This window comes from Kaistella palustris DSM 21579 (genome assembly GCF_000422265.1).
Lineage (GTDB): Bacteria > Bacteroidota > Bacteroidia > Flavobacteriales > Weeksellaceae > Kaistella > Kaistella palustris.
This window is the reverse complement of sequence record NZ_AULL01000017.1, coordinates 201,274-218,839: the sequence shown is the minus strand read 5'-3', so window position 1 is coordinate 218,839 and position 17,566 is coordinate 201,274. Positions and strand designations below refer to the sequence as shown.

The 17,566-nt window shown below is 42.4% G+C and carries 13 protein-coding genes; 6 read left to right on the top strand and 7 right to left on the bottom strand.

Annotation, left to right across the window (positions count from 1 at the left end; translation table 11 throughout):
• Positions 1-26: 26 nt before the first annotated feature.
• The 3 genes from H562_RS0107890 to H562_RS0107880 all read right to left on the bottom strand — a co-directional run bounded on the left by H562_RS0107890 (position 27) and on the right by H562_RS0107880 (position 4,948).
• Positions 27-458: an RrF2 family transcriptional regulator gene (locus tag H562_RS0107890; protein ID WP_027377012.1), complete on the bottom strand. Its 432-nt coding sequence runs from the start codon at positions 456-458 to the stop codon at positions 27-29.
• Positions 459-630: 172 nt separating this feature from the next.
• On the bottom strand, positions 631-2,052 hold the full coding sequence (locus H562_RS0107885) for a DUF5689 domain-containing protein (protein WP_027377011.1): 1,422 nt from the start codon (positions 2,050-2,052) through the stop codon (positions 631-633).
• Between the two features lie 31 nt (positions 2,053-2,083).
• The gene (locus H562_RS0107880; protein ID WP_027377010.1) at positions 2,084-4,948 is read right to left on the bottom strand and encodes a carboxypeptidase-like regulatory domain-containing protein; all 2,865 of its coding nucleotides are present in this window, start codon (positions 4,946-4,948) and stop codon (positions 2,084-2,086) included.
• A 204-nt stretch (positions 4,949-5,152) separates the two neighbouring features.
• Between H562_RS0107880 and H562_RS0107875 the strand changes: the two genes are divergently transcribed.
• Together H562_RS0107875 and H562_RS0107870 are read left to right on the top strand one after the other, a co-directional pair.
• Positions 5,153-6,346, top strand: coding sequence for an endonuclease/exonuclease/phosphatase family protein (locus tag H562_RS0107875; RefSeq protein WP_027377009.1), 1,194 nt, complete (start codon positions 5,153-5,155; stop codon positions 6,344-6,346).
• A 75-nt stretch (positions 6,347-6,421) separates the two neighbouring features.
• Positions 6,422-6,838 (top strand): DUF6146 family protein, encoded by a 417-nt coding sequence (locus H562_RS0107870; RefSeq protein WP_027377008.1) that lies wholly within the window; start codon positions 6,422-6,424, stop codon positions 6,836-6,838.
• A 52-nt stretch (positions 6,839-6,890) separates the two neighbouring features.
• Here the strand turns inward: H562_RS0107870 and H562_RS0107865 are convergent, their stop codons facing one another.
• Complete coding sequence (locus H562_RS0107865) at positions 6,891-7,487, bottom strand: superoxide dismutase (protein WP_027377007.1); 597 nt, start codon at positions 7,485-7,487, stop codon at positions 6,891-6,893.
• Positions 7,488-7,638: 151 nt separating this feature from the next.
• Positions 7,639-9,549, bottom strand: coding sequence for a transcription termination factor Rho (gene rho / locus H562_RS0107860; RefSeq protein WP_027377006.1), 1,911 nt, complete (start codon positions 9,547-9,549; stop codon positions 7,639-7,641).
• 154 nt (positions 9,550-9,703) lie between these two features.
• Here rho and H562_RS0107855 point away from each other — a divergent pair, with 154 nt between their 5' ends.
• The 3 genes from H562_RS0107855 to H562_RS0107845 all read left to right on the top strand — a co-directional run bounded on the left by H562_RS0107855 (position 9,704) and on the right by H562_RS0107845 (position 12,517).
• Positions 9,704-10,093 carry a DUF4293 family protein gene (locus tag H562_RS0107855; RefSeq protein WP_027377005.1) on the top strand — a complete coding sequence of 130 codons (390 nt, stop codon included), beginning with the start codon at positions 9,704-9,706 and terminating at the stop codon, positions 10,091-10,093.
• Between the two features lie 129 nt (positions 10,094-10,222).
• Positions 10,223-12,061: an ABC transporter ATP-binding protein gene (locus tag H562_RS0107850; RefSeq protein WP_027377004.1), complete on the top strand. Its 1,839-nt coding sequence runs from the start codon at positions 10,223-10,225 to the stop codon at positions 12,059-12,061.
• A gap of 18 nt (positions 12,062-12,079) precedes the next feature.
• Complete coding sequence (locus tag H562_RS0107845; protein ID WP_027377003.1) at positions 12,080-12,517, top strand: energy transducer TonB; 438 nt, start codon at positions 12,080-12,082, stop codon at positions 12,515-12,517.
• A gap of 18 nt (positions 12,518-12,535) precedes the next feature.
• Here the strand turns inward: H562_RS0107845 and mutS are convergent, their stop codons facing one another.
• Both mutS and H562_RS15555 read right to left on the bottom strand, forming a co-directional pair.
• Positions 12,536-15,115, bottom strand: a complete 2,580-nt coding sequence (mutS, locus tag H562_RS0107840) for a DNA mismatch repair protein MutS (protein ID WP_027377002.1) — start codon at positions 15,113-15,115, stop codon at positions 12,536-12,538.
• A gap of 154 nt (positions 15,116-15,269) precedes the next feature.
• Entirely contained in the window at positions 15,270-16,826 is a 1,557-nt protein-coding gene (locus tag H562_RS15555; protein WP_084466346.1) for a T9SS type A sorting domain-containing protein, read from the bottom strand.
• A 191-nt stretch (positions 16,827-17,017) separates the two neighbouring features.
• On the opposite strand from H562_RS15555, the gene H562_RS0107830 reads away from it, so the two are divergent.
• Positions 17,018-17,551: an RNA methyltransferase gene (locus tag H562_RS0107830; RefSeq protein ID WP_034690933.1), complete on the top strand. Its 534-nt coding sequence runs from the start codon at positions 17,018-17,020 to the stop codon at positions 17,549-17,551.
• The last annotated feature ends 15 nt before the right edge of the window (positions 17,552-17,566 follow it).

Below are 17,566 nucleotides of genomic sequence, written 5' to 3'. Positions count from 1 at the left end.
TTAAAGAGATTCTTTTTGCAAGTTTATTAACGTTTTAAAAGAAGTGTTTCCAGATTACCGGCTTCCCGGAACTGGCTGAGCGTAGTTTCTCCGTAGATCTGCTGCAACTGGTGGCGTGCTTCCTTATAAGTATTGTGTATAGGACACGGATTCGCATCTGAGCAGGATGATAGTCCCAAACCGCAACCTTCGAACATTTTGTCACCATCGATTGCGGTAATTATATCTGCGAGTGAAGTTTCGGCTTCCTTATCGGAAATATAAAATCCGCCATATCTGCCCTTGGATGACTGTAAAAAGTTTTGTCGGCTCAGGTTCTGAAGGATCTTGGCTATAAAAAGTTCAGGGGAATTGATCTGCGCAGCTACTTCCTTGATGTTGATCATACTCCCATCCTTCGAGTTCTGTGCAATATAGATCATCGCGCGCAAGGCATATTCGCAGGTTTTTGATAACATAATTCTTGATTTCTCTTCGACAAAGGTAACTAATATTCGTAAATCGGACAAATTAGTCCTAATTAATTTCGGGATTTTAATTAATAAATTTTGGTCTGCATTACCTGAAAACATTAACAACAAAAAAACCGCCCCTTTGCAGAGGCGGAATTATTAAGTAAAAGATACGGGTCTACTGTAACGCGATCTTATCCAGCTGAATAGTGGTGGTGATACCGCCACCAACACCGGCATATTTGAACATTACATAACCTTTTCCTGAAAGCGTGGACGGAATAGTATAACTGCCGGCTGGCGCCAAAACTCCGTATCCTGACGCAGGAGTTGTCGGAATGGTGAAGCTGGAGGTAATATCCGTTAATGTTGCAGCTGTTACATCACCCAGTGGCGTATAATCTGTAGAAGTATACACCTTAAGCGCAGCACCGTTGTAATAACCGACATTCACATTAAAGCTCAGCGCTTTACCCGGAGTGAAGGTTACAGGAACGATGAAGAATGTCTCATAAGGACCAGTTCCGGCGTTCGCACTTAGTTCAATGTAATTGTTATTGCTGAAGGTCTTCATCTGCCAGTATCTGTTTCCAAGGATCGGATCATTGATGTATGGCGGGAAAGTATCCAGAAGATTTCCTGTATAACCTTCGAAGGTTTCCAAAAGTGTTGCAGGATAAGTAATAGCCGTACCTCCTTTTGGTGGCGTTGGATCGAATCTTGTTCCTGTTGGCGGAATGTTCACGTCAGCAAGACCTCTGATCAGCATTTGGAAATCAGCCGGCAGATAAGTTACCGGTGTTTTAGTGGTATAATAGCTTACTACAAAGGTAAGATCCCCTGTGCCTTTTGGTAAAAGTGTGGAACCGTAAGACGCAAATCCTGAGCTTCTAAGAACCGTTGTTCCACCGAAAGCATCTTCAATACCTCTGTTGGTATCTACACCGGCACCAGCAAGATAATCGATGTACGGTTTGTTGGTAGGGTACAGTTCAGAAATGTTAAACTGAACATTCGGAACTTTAACCAAAGTATTGATATACTTTTTCTGCATTGCAGAAGACAGGTTTGGCAATTCAGTTGGTTTAATGGTTGCGATCTCCATGGTATTACCGTCACAAACTGCTGAGATATATCTGGAGAATAGCACCCCCGGAATTCTACCGATCGCATACTGAGGATCTACAGAACCGATTTTTACAGTACCGCGATCAAGACCCAAACGTAGACCTTTCGCATTGATTCTAATGTGAGTTCCGACAGGGAAGTCTGCATAATTACTTGCTCTGTCAACTTCCATCTGCAAACCTGCGGTTGGATTTTCCGGTTTGTCCTGGAAGGAAATGGTTTTGTAGAAATTACCATTTTCGTCGGAAGAGATAATATAACCGTCGAAGATTTTATCATCAGTAATCAAAACGTATCCAGGTGTTGATGGCGCCAAGGCTTTGAAATCTGCCATCGTAATATTCGGTGCATCGAACTTATTGTTGCAGTTGATAGGCGGCGTATCCCACTCGTCCTTATCTACACAAGAGCTTACCGTAAAAGCAGAAATCGCAATTACACAAGCAGTTTTAAAATATTTTCTGAAATTCATTATATTATTTTTTAAAATTCTTATTTATTTACTAAAATCTAACCTGAAGGTTTACGAAATAGGATCTGCCCTGCGTGTACCAGTATTTCGGTCCGAAAAGGGAAAACTCTCTGCTGTTCTCTTCAATATAACCCGGGAAAGTTACACGTCTTGTCTGCTCGAAACCTCCGGTGATATACTTGGTATTGTCTAAAATATTATTTACAGAAGCGGTAACCAACACATAGTAAGCCCCAAGTCTCCATGATTTCCCTACGTTGGCGTTAAGGAAATAAGCTGACGGCAAACGTGTGGGCTGTAAAACGTTTCTTAATTCAGCTTCAGTAACACCTGCGTACGGGGTTCCGGTTACAGGATTTTGAATAAACCTCTCAGATCGCAGCAATGCAGATGGATCCAGGAAGTTGTCATCAAGATAATTCCAGTTCGCTCCAAACCACCAGTATTTCGGTGAATTGTAACGGAAACCTAAGGAGTAACCCTGTTGCGGCGTACCACCCTGTCTGTAATTTTTCAGATATGCTTTACCAAAATCAAGATAAGATTTTCCGTCGGCAAACGTTCCGCTGGCATCAGAGGCAAAATATACATTCGGATCATTTCTGTAAGTAAACTGACCGTAACTTGCCAGACCCTGAAGTGATAAAGTCGGAAGTATTTTTACGTCTACACCAAGTTCACCACCCATATTTCTTTTGTCGACATTCGACATGACCTGCGTAACAAAAGCACTCTGCACATTACCGACTTCTCCATCGGCACCGGCGGTCGCGATCTGGATACCATCAGCAAAGAAACGCTGTACATTGGTGTCATTCTGAGTATCGACTAAATATCCAGTTAATCTTATTTTAAAGAATGGACTGCTGACCACGTAGCTCAGATCATTTGCATTGATGATTGCACTGGTAATATTCGGCGCGGTTGAGGAATTAACTCTTGGATTGATGAAGAGATCTTCCAGAAAAGGAGCCTGATTGAAATAGGCACCATTATATACCAGGAAGTTTCTGCCATCTACTTTATAAATAACCTGACCTTTCAGACCAAAATTCCAGAAATCGTAATTTGGACTTTTTCCGTAAGAATCTTCATAAAGGTAATGTTTAAAATAACCCTCTCTGTTTGAAGTGGAATAACCCGCCAAACCTGACACAAATACATCAAATTTACCGGTCTGGAATTTGAAACCAGGGTTTACCTTAACTTCCTGACGAGAAAATGCGTAATCGTAATTGATCTTATCACCTACCCTTTTAGCCACATCGGTTTCACCTTCATTATAAAGACCACTTTTTCCCGGTTGATTGGTGGCTGCAAACGGATCGCGGTTCAAAGCGAAATCTGCACCCAGAAGATCTTTCACTTCACGGTACAACTCGGATTTGTAGTTTTGGTAAGATACGTTTAGCAGAAATCTGCTGGTATCATTGAAGCTGTAGGTATAATGCGTTCCTGCATTGAAGATCTTATCATCGCTTACATCATTAACCTGAAAATAAAGTGCGCGTTTGCCGGTAGCTCCGTAATAATCTGCGGTGGGTTGCGCCATATTTCTTCGGTACAAAGCATCCCAGTTGATCTGCGTAATTTCCGGATCACCGCTTTGCCAACCTGCCAGCGAAGTGGCGTAAGCCTGCTGCAGTGTAGTCGGTGTCTCGCCGTCGCCTACAGGAAGCGAAGCATTGGGATCCAGGGAGTCGAAATAACTTGGCAGATATCTGTAATATGTTGGCGATGGATTGGGCACATTTTGCCAGTCGAGTCTCGCACTTTTATCTTTTCCGAACTGGTAAGATACCGCTGTACGGAGGCTTGATTTTTTATTGATCTTCCAGAAATCCTGAAGCTGGAAAATAGGCTGGAACCCTGCACGAACTCTTTCGCTGCGCTTTTCACCATCCTGCCAACCCCAATAGGAATTGTAATGAACACCTCTGTAATCATAAACTTCCTGCGTACTTGGACTGGATGTTGATCTTCTGTAAGGTGCGGCAAACGCGTTCAAAGTCACGGTGTGCGCATCATTTATTTTCTTTTCAATTCCTAAAAATGCACCGTATGCATCATAGAATGTGCCTTCATTGATGCCTTCCTGGGCCCATCTTCTGGCACCCATTGCGGTGAACGCCCAACCGTTCTTGTTCATTCCTGAGCTGTATCGCAGGGATGCTCTGTTACGGTAATTCCGGTTGGTCAGTGAATAAGTGGCCTGAAAACCTTTTCGGTAATCGCTGGCATTGGTATTTTTATAAATTACGGAACTTGCTCCACCAAACGCATATTCTGAAGGTGCGTGGTTCGCGGAAATTTCCGGGTAGCGCGTAATTTCATTTAAGCCTCCCCAATTGCTGAAGTCTACGTTTCCGTTGTCACCTTTGACCATAGAAACGCCATTCATCATGGTTTCTCCGGTTCTGCCGTCGATTCCTCTTGGGCGGAACCAGTAAGCTCCCAGGTCATACGCTGCAATTCTGCTGAACACATCCTGAGAAGACTGCAAAAGCCCTACTGTACTTGCCTGGCTGGAATTCTCTTCGTCGCCACTGCTTTCAATAATTGCAAGACCCTGATCTGCACCTGTTAAAGTGGAATAAAGCGTGATCACGCCCAAATCTTTTTTCTTCTCTTCGGTTACGTCAAACTCCATCACCTTGGTTTCGAAATTAGGCTTGGAAATAACGATTTGGTAATGACCGGTTTGCAGGTCAACGAACTGGAAGTATCCGATCTTATCGGCTTTCACCCCGGAACCGGAACTTTTCAAATCTATCTCGGCGCTTTCGACCGGATTTCCGTTGGCATCTTTTAAGTATGCATAAACCGTGGTCTGCGCAAAGTAAAAAGAAGCTGGAAGCAGCGTAAACAAAGAGATTAAAGATAGCTTTTTAATCATGTTGATAATTTATTTTTTTGCTTTTTGAATTATAAGTGAATTCAGTAAACTAATAAGCGCAAATTTAAACAATATAATAATACTTTACATGTTTTTAACAGTTTTCTCGGGGTGAACTGATAACTATTAGGTCTAACCAAAAATAGCTTTACCATAATATTTTATTAGTAGATTTGTATTCTTAAATATTATACCGTTTAAAAAATGAAAAAAATAGTCAGTTTTGTACTCCTTCTCCTGTTCGGTTTTACCTTCGCACAACAGCAGGGTCAACTTCGCAAAGTCGCTACGATCGGCTTTATGAATGTGGAGAATTTATGGGATACCATTGCATCCGCAGATTATATCGACGGGACCAAGGATATAAGCAATCCCGCTTTCCACCGCAGCGTACCGCTGGATTCACTCAAATATTTGGAAACAACAGAAGATTACCGCGGCGAGTGGAGCGACAACTTACTGAAAGGTAAAAAAGTAGTCCGTAAACAATTCCTTTCCGATGACTTCACCGTGAACAGTCCCAAAAACTGGAATTCAAAAAACTACAAGACCAAGCTTGCAAATGTGGCCAGAGTAATTTCTGAAATGGGTGCTAAATATACCAATACCGCACCGGCGATCGTAGGTCTGATCGAAGTTGAAAACAGACAGGTAATCGAAGACCTCATCAAAGAACCGGTGCTGGCGAAATACGACTACGGCATCATACACTATAATTCTTATGATGCACGTGGCATCGATGTAGCGATCATCTATCAGAAAAGAAGATTTACACCCACGAATTCTTTAAAAAAAGAAATTAAAATCTATAACGGCGATAAACGCACCTATTCGCGTGACATTGTAGTTGTGACCGGTTTCCTGGACAACGAGAAAGTTGCTTTTTTCATGAACCACTGGCCCTCCCGAAGTGGTGGTGAAGCGGCTTCTGTACCAAAAAGAAATGCGGCGGCTGTAGTTTTAAAGCAGCAGATGGACAGTATCCGCCTGAAAGATCCTTCGACCAAGCTTTTTGCCATGGGTGATTTTAATGATGATCCGATCAGTTCAAGTTTAAAGAACTATTTGAAAGCAGTTGGCGATCCGAAAGATCTGAGTCCGGAAACTCCTTATTTAAACCTGATGTATCCGCTGTTTAAAAAAGGTGTCGCGTCGCTTGCATATCAGGACGCACCGAATCTGTTCGACCAGATCATTGTTTCAGGAAATGTGCTTTCAGATAAAGTAGGCAAGGATTACTCGATCTATAAAACAGAAATCTTCGCGCCACCTTATCTCATTACGCGCGAAGGCAACTGGAAAGGTTACCCGCTTCGCTCCTGGAGCGGCGATAAGTTTACCGGCGGCTTCAGTGACCACTTCCCTGCCTTTGTAGTTTTGCAGCGGGAAGTAAAATAGAAAAAGATTAACAAAGTAAAACCGAAGCTGAAATAGTTTCGGTTTTATTTTTGATATGAATTTCAAAATATCAAGATGAAAAAAATACTCACTTTTATAATTTTACCTTTGCTGCTTGCAGGTTGTGTGAGCCAAAAAAGGGTAGATCCAAACCAACCTCACGCAGAAATTGCACCGGCAAAAAATGACGAGGGCGAGTGGGATCTGCAGGTCCTGGATTCGCAGTATGACTATTTCCTCAACGCTGTGGCAAAACCTATGAATATGTACTCCGAAACTTATCTGAAAAGTAAGAACACTTTTCTCGTCACTGAATGGAACTCCTATTATTTTTCCGGAAGATATCCGAATATTATAGAATCTTCGATTTCTTACGATCCGCAGGAAAACTACGGTTTGAAATTCGAATATAAGCTCTACCAGGTCTTTGCTTATGTAAACTGGAAATATGGTCTGCGGCTGAAAGGTTTAAGTGCCACCGACATCCGCTAAAAATAAAAAGGTCCAGAAACTTTCTGAACCTTTTTATATTTTTTTTAAGATCTTACCTGTTAAATCGCTCTTCCACTTTATCCCAGTTGATGATATCAAAGAAAGCGGAAACATAATCCGGTCTTCTGTTCTGGTAGTTTAGGTAATAAGCATGTTCCCAGACATCAAGCCCCAAAAGTGGAGTTCCCTGGCAATCCGCCACCGGCATCAATGGATTATCCTGGTTTGGTGTAGAGCAAACAGTAACCGAACCATCGTCTTTCTTACATAGCCAGGCCCAGCCTGAACCAAATCTTGTTTTGGCAGCGTTGGAAAATTCCTCTTTAAATTTGTCGAAACCACCGTAATTTTCTAGAGCTGCTTTTACATTTCCCACAGGGTCTTTACTACCGCCAGGTGTAAGTATCTCCCAGAAAAGTGAGTGATTATAGTGCCCGCCGCCGTTATTTCTAACTGCCGCTTTATCGGTTCCCGTTTTGCAGACTTCTTCTATAGACTTATTTTCAAGATCTGTTCCGGCAACTGCTTTATTTAAATTATCCACATAACCCTGATGGTGTTTTGTGTAGTGAATTTCCATTGTTTTAGCATCAATGGTAGGTTCCAGTGCATCGTATGCATAACCTAATTTAGGTAATTCGAATGCCATAATATTTTGATTTTATTTTGTTATATCTCAAATTTACTCATTATTTAGAGCAATTACAAAGATCGCCTACTACTTTAATAAATCTTTAACATTGACAAAAGCAAAAAACCGCTCATTGCTGAACGGTTTCATTTTTAGATTAAAGCTTAGGTTAGCGGTTCATCGACATTAAAAACTCTTCGTTGTTCAAAGTATTTTTAATGCTTTTGTTTACAAATTCCATTGCTTCAACAGGATTCATGTCTGCGAGATATTTTCTCAGGATCCACATTCTTTGTTGCGTAGTCTCGTCTAAAAGCAGATCATCTCTTCTGGTACTTGATGAAACAAGATCAATCGCGGGATAAATTCTTTTGTTTGCTATTTTCCGGTCGAGCTGAAGTTCCATATTCCCCGTTCCTTTAAATTCCTCAAAGATTACTTCATCCATTTTAGAACCCGTGTCAATTAAGGCTGTTGCGATTATGGTTAATGAGCCGCCGCCTTCAATATTTCTCGCCGCACCAAAAAATCTTTTCGGTTTGTGAAGCGCGTTGGCATCAACTCCACCTGAAAGAATTTTTCCGGAAGCCGGTGTCACGGTATTGTAAGCTCTCGCCAATCGCGTTATGGAATCCAGTAAAATAACGACATCGTGACCGCATTCTACCATCCTTTGCGCTTTAGAAAGAACCAGATTTGCCACTTTTACGTGTTTATCTGCAGGTTCATCAAAGGTTGATGCAATAACTTCTGCATTCACGCTTCTTTCCATGTCGGTCACCTCTTCCGGTCTTTCGTCGATGAGAAGGATCATCATATAAGCTTCGGGATGATTGGCAGAAATTGAGTTTGCAATATCCTTCAGCAGCATGGTTTTACCGGTTTTCGGCTGCGCAACGATCATGGCGCGCTGACCTTTTCCGATCGGTGTGAACAGATCCACTATTCTTGTCGAAATGGTGGAATGCTTGCCGGTAAGGTTAAATTTTTCTTCGGGGAAAAGTGGCGTCAGGAATTCGAATGACACGCGGTCTTTGATAAACTCAAGATCGCGGCCGTTGACTTCAGTGGGCTTTAATAATGAAAAATATTTCTCGCCTTCTTTCGGTAAACGCACGATACCTTTCACGGCATCACCGGTTTTCAGACCGTAATTGCGGATCTGGTTCGTAGAAACATACACATCATCCGGCGAAGAGATGTAAGAAAAATCAGGTGAGCGCAGGAATCCGTAATTATCCGGAAGAATTTCGAGCACACCTTCGATCGTTACCAAGCCGTCGAAGTTAAAATCTTTTTTCTGCGAGTCTTCCTGTGTGTCGGAATTCTGCTGATTTTTATTCTGGTTTTTGTGCTGTCCTTTATTCTGGTTGGGGTGATTCTGGTGGTTCGGCTTATTCTGTGAAGTATTTCCGTTTTGGTGGCCATTCCCATTTTGGTTCCCGTTGCCGTTTTGACCATTGTTTGGGTTTCCGCCGCCATTCTGCGTATGATGTGGATTACCGTTGCCGGTTTCCTGCACCTCTGTTTGCTTGTGGTTGCTATGTCGCTGGCTGTTGTTCGAATTTCCGGCAGGCGCTCCGTTTTCTTCCTTCGCTTTTACCACTGGTTCAGAAACGGTTGCAGTGTCGGTATTTTGTGCAGTTTCTGCGGTTTCAGCTGTTTGTTTGGGCGCAGAAGTTCGCTGCTTTCTTTTCCGCTCACCGGTCTGAGCAGGTTTCTGCACATCTTCGGAGGCGGTTGCCGCGGCGTCTTTCACGGGCCCATCAGCTTTAGCTTCTGCTTGAGATGGTGCATTTTCCGCTGCATTTTCTACAGGCTTTTCGGCTTTCTTTTTTGGCGCTGCTTTTTTGGGCGCTGCTTTTTTGGGAGCTGGTGCTGCCTGTTCTTCTGTATTCATAGTAGTTTCAGTGGCGTTGTAATAGTCTTTTGCAACTTTCGTATTCGAGGCCTGGAAATCCAGAATTGCAAAGATCTTGTCATTTTCTGTACTGTTTTTAGCCAGTTTAACGCCGAAATCTTTTGTTATTTTAGCCAAATCCTCAGCGGATTTTGACCGTAACGTTTCAAGATTGAACATATGTCGTTATGTAAAAGTATTATAATAAGTAGTTGAAAGTAAATAAGATAAGTCAGGCGACTTTTCTGTTTTCAGATCGTTAGTGCTGCAAATCTACACTAATTTTCTAAAAATGCAAAAAATTATTGCTATTTTTGCACTTCATATACTCAACATGTTACAGCGAATACAGACAGTTTGGATATTTTTGTCGCTCCTGGGTGCGGTTTTTCTGTTCATCACCGGGCAGGATTTTTCACTGTTCGGACCGGTGCCTTTTATTTCAGTTTCGTGTGTAGCGCTCGTATTACTGGGTTTCCTGAGCATCTTGAGTTATAAGGAAAGAAAGAGACAAATTCTGCTGAACAACATCAGCATGATTATAAACGCTTTGTTGCTCGGTTTACTGGCGTACTGGTTACTCACTTTACCTGGAGGAATTGATTTTCCTGAGAAAGGTATTGAGCCGATTTTCCCGTTGATTTCTGTAGTTGGTTTGCTGATTGCAAATATGTACATCAGAAAAGACGACAGGCTCGTAAAATCTGTAGACAGACTCCGCTAAACGTACAACGATTTTTTTTTGAGTGAGACAGCCCTGAGTTTTTTGGGGCTGTTTTTATTTATATCGGAAATTTACATTAAGAAAAATGCAAATTCAAAATTCCGTAATTTCGCACCTTAATTTCCTTTAATGAAACCATTCCAAAGAATATTCCATTTTGCAAAACCACATCAGAAATACCTTTTTGCCAGCATATTCTGCAATATAATGTATTCTGTGCTTAATATTTTTTCCGTAGCCACCATGTTGCCGATTCTGGGATTAATGTTCGGTACGGTCGAGAAAGTGGATACATCGAAAGCGCCGGTAAATTCGGGCCGACTGGTCGACTTTTTTGGGTATGCAAAAGACTGGGTTTACTACACCATTCAAAAATCCATCGAAGACCACGGTGCCGTAAAGATTCTGGCCATTCTGTGCGCGATTACTGCTGCGGCTTTTTTGCTGCGGAATCTCTTCCGTTATTTGGGTGCTTATCTTTTGGTGAATTACCGTGTAGGAATTACCAAGGACCTCCGTACCGCGATGTATGACAAATTCCTGAAACTTCCGGTTTCATTCTTTACAGAAAAAAGAAAAGGCGATATGATGTCGCGGATTTCCAATGACATCGGCGGTGTTGAAGCAGGCATTATGGGCAGTTTAGTGGATATCATCAACTCACCGTTTATGATCATCACCTCGCTGATCACCTTATTTATACTGTCGCCAAAACTCACCTTATTTTCCCTTTTGGTTTTTCCGGTAATGGGCGGCCTGATCTCGTGGGTGGGCAAAAGCCTGAAAAGACAGGCGACCGCTGCGCAGGAAGAATTGGGAAATCTTTTTTCTCTGGTTGATGAAACCCTGAAATCCAGCAAAGTCATTAAAATATTTAATGCCGATAAAATCCTGAAAAACCGGTTCAACACCACCACAGACAACTGGCAGAAATATGCGATCGGCATGAGCCGCCGCCGCGAACTCGCCTCCCCGATGAGCGAATTCATGGGTTCGGTCACGATCCTGATCATTACCTGGTTTGCGGGTGTACAGATCCTGAACGAACGCACCATGGAACCTGAAACATTTCTCGTGTTTATCGGTATGTTTTTTCAGATTCTGGATCCCGCGAAAAAATTATCAAGTGCCATTTCGAATATCCAGGGCGGCATGGCGAGTTTGGACCGAGTTTCCGAAGTGCTGGATTATGACCTGAAGATTGATGAGATCGCAAATCCGATCCCAATCTCTACATTGAAATCGGCGATTGAATTTAAGGATATCGGTTTTTTCTACGATAAAGACAATGTGATCTTAAAGAATTTCAACCTTACAATTGCCAAAGGAAAAACCATTGCTCTGGTAGGGCAGTCGGGTTCCGGAAAAACCACCATCGCGAACCTGCTCGCCAGGTTTTACGACGTTTCTGAAGGTGAAATTCTGGTTGATGGCGTCAACATTAAAAATTTAAAGGTGACGGACTACCGCAATCTCTTAGGTATGGTGACACAGGAATCTGTTTTGTTTAATGATTCCGTGTTCAACAACATCCTGATGGGAAAACCCGACGCCACCGAAGAAGAAGTCATCAATGCCGCAAAAATCGCCAATGCACACCAGTTTATAGAAGGCCTGCCCGAAAAATATTATACCAATATAGGTGATGACGGCAATAAACTCTCGGGTGGCCAAAAGCAAAGAGTGTCAATTGCCCGCGCAGTTTTAAAGAACCCGCCGGTCATGATCCTGGATGAAGCTACTTCGGCACTCGATACCGAAAGCGAAAGATTTGTACAGGAAGCTTTGGAGAAAATGATGGAAAACAGGACTTCGCTCGTGATCGCGCACCGGCTGTCGACCATTCAGAAAGCCGACTGGATCGTGGTCATGGAGCGCGGTGAGATCGTGGAACAGGGCACACACCACGAACTCTTTTCAAGCAACGGCGTGTATAGAAAACTGGTCGATCTGCAGAATTTTGGTTAACATTTTTGGTAGAATTATATGAGATACTTTACTTTCGTTTTACTTTTTGTGGGTCTTGTTGCATTCGGTCAGACGGTTCTTCCCGTAACCGACGTTACCAAGGTTCCAAATTATTCCTATCTGAAAACCAAGATGGACCTTTCCGAGGTGGCTGTGCGGGCAGATGTCCTGCCCGAATTTCCCGGTGGCATCAATGCTTTCAGAACCACGCTGATGAATAAAATAGATACGTTTAATCTGAACCCCGATAATCTGAGGAAAATGAAGACCAGGGTTTATTTCATTATCGAGAAAGATGGTAAACTAACTAATATACTTGCAATGGGCGACATCCGCTATTCCGAACGGCTGGAGAAAGCTTTGAAAAAAGTGAAGGAAACCTGGACGCCTGCTGTGGTGAATGGTGAACCGACACGTTTTCTTTTTACGATGTCTTTATCAATCGAGTTTAGCTGATGAATGCATCTGTTCTACCTAACGTCCGATCATTTTTTTAATCGAATTCAGCTTCATTAAAGCTTCGATTGGCGTCAATGTATTAACGTCGATTTTCAATAATTCTTCACGAATATTTTCCAGAACAGGATCGTCTAACTGAAAGAAAGACAACTGCAAACTTTCATCGGTAATTGCTTTGGCAGATTTTTTCGAACCGCTTTGGGAACGGCTTTTTTCTAAAGTTTTTAAGATCTCATTTGCCCTGTTTACCACGGTGGAAGGCATTCCCGCAAGTTTCGCGACATGGATCCCGAAACTGTGTTCACTGCCGCCGGAAACTAACTTCCGCAGAAAAATGATATTTCCTTTATGCTCCTGAATGGACACGTGAAAATTCTTGATCCTCTCAAAATTTACCGTCATTTCGTTCAGTTCATGATAATGCGTGGCAAAGAGCGTTTTCGCCTGCGTGGGATGTTGGTGCAGATATTCCGCAATTGCCCAGGCGATCGAAACCCCGTCGTAGGTAGAAGTTCCGCGGCCGATCTCATCAAGGAGAATCAAACTGCGCTCGGAAATATTGTTCAGGATATTAGCTGCTTCATTCATCTCCACCATAAATGTCGACTCGCCGGAAGAAATATTATCTGAAGCGCCAACTCTCGTAAAAATTTTATCTAAAATTCCGATCTCAGCATGTTTTGCCGGCACAAAACTGCCGATCTGCGCCATCAAACAGATAATGGCAGTCTGTCTTAAAATCGCGGATTTTCCGGCCATATTCGGTCCTGTCACCATGATGATCTGCTGGGTGTCTTTAGACAAAAACAAATCGTTCGGAATGTATTTTTCGCCCAAAGGCAAGGCATTTTCGATGATCGGATGCCGGCCCTCCTTTAAATTGATCTCGAAAGAATCGTTTAAAACGGGTTTGGTATAACTCTCGGTAACAGCAAGTTCCGAAAGGCCAACCGCACAGTCGAGTTCGGCAATTATCCCGGAATTTTCCTGGATCTGATCCAGGTAGATCATGATATTTTCGCAGACTTTGCGGTAGAGCTGATGCTCGATCCGCGAGATCTTTTCCTCGGCGCCCAGGATCTGTTCTTCGTATTCCTTCAGTTCTTCGGTAATGTACCTTTCGGCGTTGACGAGCGTTTGCTTGCGGATCCAGTCCCCGGGAACTTTATCTTTATGCGTATTCCGAACCTCGATAAAGTAGCCGAATACATTATTAAAGCTGATTTTCAGGCTGGAGATTCCGGTGCGTTTGATCTCGCGTTCGCACATTTCATCCAGAAAGTTTTTTCCTTTGTTCTGAAGGCCGCGCAAATGATCGAGCTCTTCGGAAATACCCGTTTTTATGACGGAGCCTTTGGCAATATTTACAGGCAGGTCGTCATTCAGGTAATTATTTAAATAACCAATGAGATCGCTGATATTTGCCAAAGGTGAAAGCCACGCCAAAACCTCAGCATGTGGATGCAGGAGTTCTTTAATTTTTTGGATGCTGCCGAAACTCTGCCGCAGATAACCCACTTCTTTCGGGCAAATTTTTTCTGAGGCAAGTTTCCCCAGCAGACGGTCGAGATCCGAAATCGATTTCAGCAGCTGCAGGATTTCATACTTCAGATTTTCATTTTTATTAAAGAATTCGATCAGATCAAGTCTTCTGTTGATCTCACTCACTGATTTTAAAGGCAGGATCAGCCTTCGCCGCAGCAATCTTCCGCCCATTGGCGTAGAGGTTTTATCGATGATATCGAGCAGCGATTTCCCTCTGGGATGACTTGGGCAAACGATCTCTAAATTCCGCAGCGTAAAGTGATCCATCATCAGATAATCGTCCTGCGGGATCAGTTGAATTTTTGAGATATGCTGCAAAAGCGCGTGGTGTGTATCTTCTACCAGATACGCGAAAATCGCTCCGGCCGCGGTGATTCCAAGAGTCAGATCTTCAATACCGAAACCTTTCAGCGACTGCGTTTTGAAATGGTTTGTGAGTTTTTCGTAGGCGTAATTATACTGAAAAGCCCAGTCTTCGAGTTTAAATGAATTCCTGTTCTTGAGTTGTGTGGGAAGCTCAGTCAGGCGCTGATAGATGATCTCGCTCGGCTCAAAAGTCCCTACAATATGCAGTAGTTTTTCCAGATTGCCTTCAGCGGTCAGGAATTCGCCTGTAGAAACATCTACCAGGGCAATCCCGTATTTTTCTTTTTCTTTGTGAATGGAAAGCAGGAAATTATTCTGCTTCGATGTAAGCACCTGCTCATTAAAAGTAACGCCGGGAGTTACGAGTTCGGTCACGCCGCGTTTTACAATTCCTTTCACGGATTTGGGATCTTCGAGCTGGTCGCAAATTGCTACACGCAGACCTGCACGCACGAGTTTAGGCAAATAAGAATCGATCGAATGATGCGGAAACCCTGCGAGTTCGATATGCCCTTCACCATTCGCTCTTTTAGTCAGCACTATTCCCAAAATCTGCGAAGTCCGCACGGCGTCGCTTCCAAAAGTTTCGTAGAAATCGCCTACACGAAACAGCAATAGCGCATCCGGATATTTCGCCTTGATGGTGTTGTACTGCGTCATTAAAGGAGTTTCTTTCTTTGCCATATTTGGATTTATTGAATAAGTTTTTACAAAAATACTGTTTTTAGAGAGTAAAGATTCCCCTTGAGTAAAAAAGAAAAATTTTGTTTTTGCCATAAAAAAACCTCAGAATTTATAAAGTTCTGAGGTTTTTTAAAAATGCATATTTGGGATTACTCTACTCTTTCACAATTTTTTTATTTACGGTTTCTCCAGCTTTTGTAGTTGCAGAGATAATGTAAACGCCTTTTGTAAGGCCAGAAATATCTATCGATTTTCCTTTCGCCGAAATTTGTTTTACCGTTTTTCCGGAAACATCCGTAATTTTTACGTTCAAAACTTCTTCTGAAAAATTGAGAATATCTTTTACAGGATTTGGGTAAATATTGATTTTGGTAATATTTGTTTCATCTGTTGCCAAACCTTCCGCAGTGAGTTTTACTACCCATACATCATTATAAACTGTTGATCCATGGTGTCCGCTGACATCACCATCATCTGAAATCGACTCTCCCACAACAATATAACCGTCGTCCGCAGTTTGCTGAATGCAGCTGGCTATATCATTATCATATCCACCGAGTGACTTTTCCCACTGGATATTACCGATGCTGTTAAGCTTAACAATCCAATAGTCAGAAGAAGATGTACTTCCCTTATGTCCACTCACATCGCCATCACTAGACCATGATTCACCGGCTACAATATACCCGCCATCGTTTGTCTGTCGAATGGCGTAAGCAAAATCTCCAAACATTCCGCCGAGAGATTTCTCCCATTGGATAGTACCATTGCTGTCAATCTTTACGATCCAATAATCAGGATAAACACCCCCATTTCCGTGATGTCCACTCACATCACCGTCAGTTGAAGAAGAATATCCTGCAATGATATAGCCGCTGTCTGTAGTTTGCTGAACTGAAGTAGCAATATCAATACTGCTTCCGCCAAAAGATTTCTGCCATTGGACGTTACCAATGCTGTTAAGCTTTACAACCCAATAATCGTAATCACCGTGATTCCCACTGACATTACCGTCAACGGACCGAGAATATCCGCCGATAATATAACCACCATCTGTTGTTTGTCGTACTGAATTTGCTCGATCTTCGCCAGTTCCGCCCAGCGATTTCTGCCACTGTATATTACCGCTGCTATCGAGCTTCACGATCCAATAATCATAATTGCCGTAATGGCCAGTAATATCGCCATCATTTGACTGTGAATATCCACCCACTATATAACCGCCATCTGCGGTTTGCTGAACGGATTTAGCGAAATCCTCATAACTGCCGCCAAGCGATTTTTGCCATTGAATGTTTCCACTACTGTCGAGCTTCACGATCCAATAATCGTAATCACCGTGATTTCCACTTACATCACCGTCATTTGACTCAGAATAACCAACTACTATATAACCCCCGTCAGCTGATTGTTGAACAGACTGCGCGTAGTCGGACTGGCCACCACCGAGCGATTTTTGCCACTGGACATTACCACTTTGGTCGAGTTTAACAATCCAATAGTCCCAACCACCATGATTCCCGCTAACATCTCCATCATTCGACTGAGAATATCCTGCAAGAATATAACCACCGTCTAAAGTCTGCAGAATTGACTTAGCTGTATCGCGACTAGTTCCACCAAGCGATTTTTGCCATTGAATGGAAGGTGCTGTTTGTGCAACCATCAGAAAAGATGAAATCAAGGTAAAAAGTAGAAATATTTTTTTCATAGCGGGAATTCAAGTAAAACAAATATATATATATATATATATATATAAACAAAGGAAAATAGAAAATAAAGTATCATAATAACATTATTAAATTAGATTTCGAAAAATCAAATAAAAGTCTTTTTTATTAATCCAGATAAATTATTAGTGTTCTTCGCGTTCAAGAATTATTTTTGTATCAAAATACGAAAATGTCATCCACCAAGAAACTGAAACTCGAAGAATTAGGCCGTATCGATGTCGAAACCTTTAAGCAAAAAGAAAAAACACCGCTTGTTGTGGTTTTAGATAATGTGCGGAGCATGCATAATGTGGGTGCCATTTTCAGAACGGCAGATGCTTTCTTAATCGAAAAAGTGGTCCTGTGCGGAATTACACCTCAGCCGCCGCACCGCGAAATTCACAAAGCCGCTTTGGGTGCCACCGAAAGTGTAGACTGGATTTACGAAAAAGACATCAGTGAAGCGCTTTTAAATTTAAAAAAGGAGAATTTTAAAGTCATCGGGATCGAACAGACCACCACTTCCGGGAGCATCAGCACTTATTCCATCAGTAAAAATGAAAAATACGCTGTTGTTCTCGGAAATGAAGTCGAGGGTCTTAGCGAAGAACCGCTGACTATGTACGATGCGTTTCTAGAAATCCCGCAGCTGGGCACAAAACATTCACTGAATGTTTCGGTATGCGGCGGAATTGTGATGTGGGAATTCTTTAAATCACTATAAATTACGTGGCAAGTG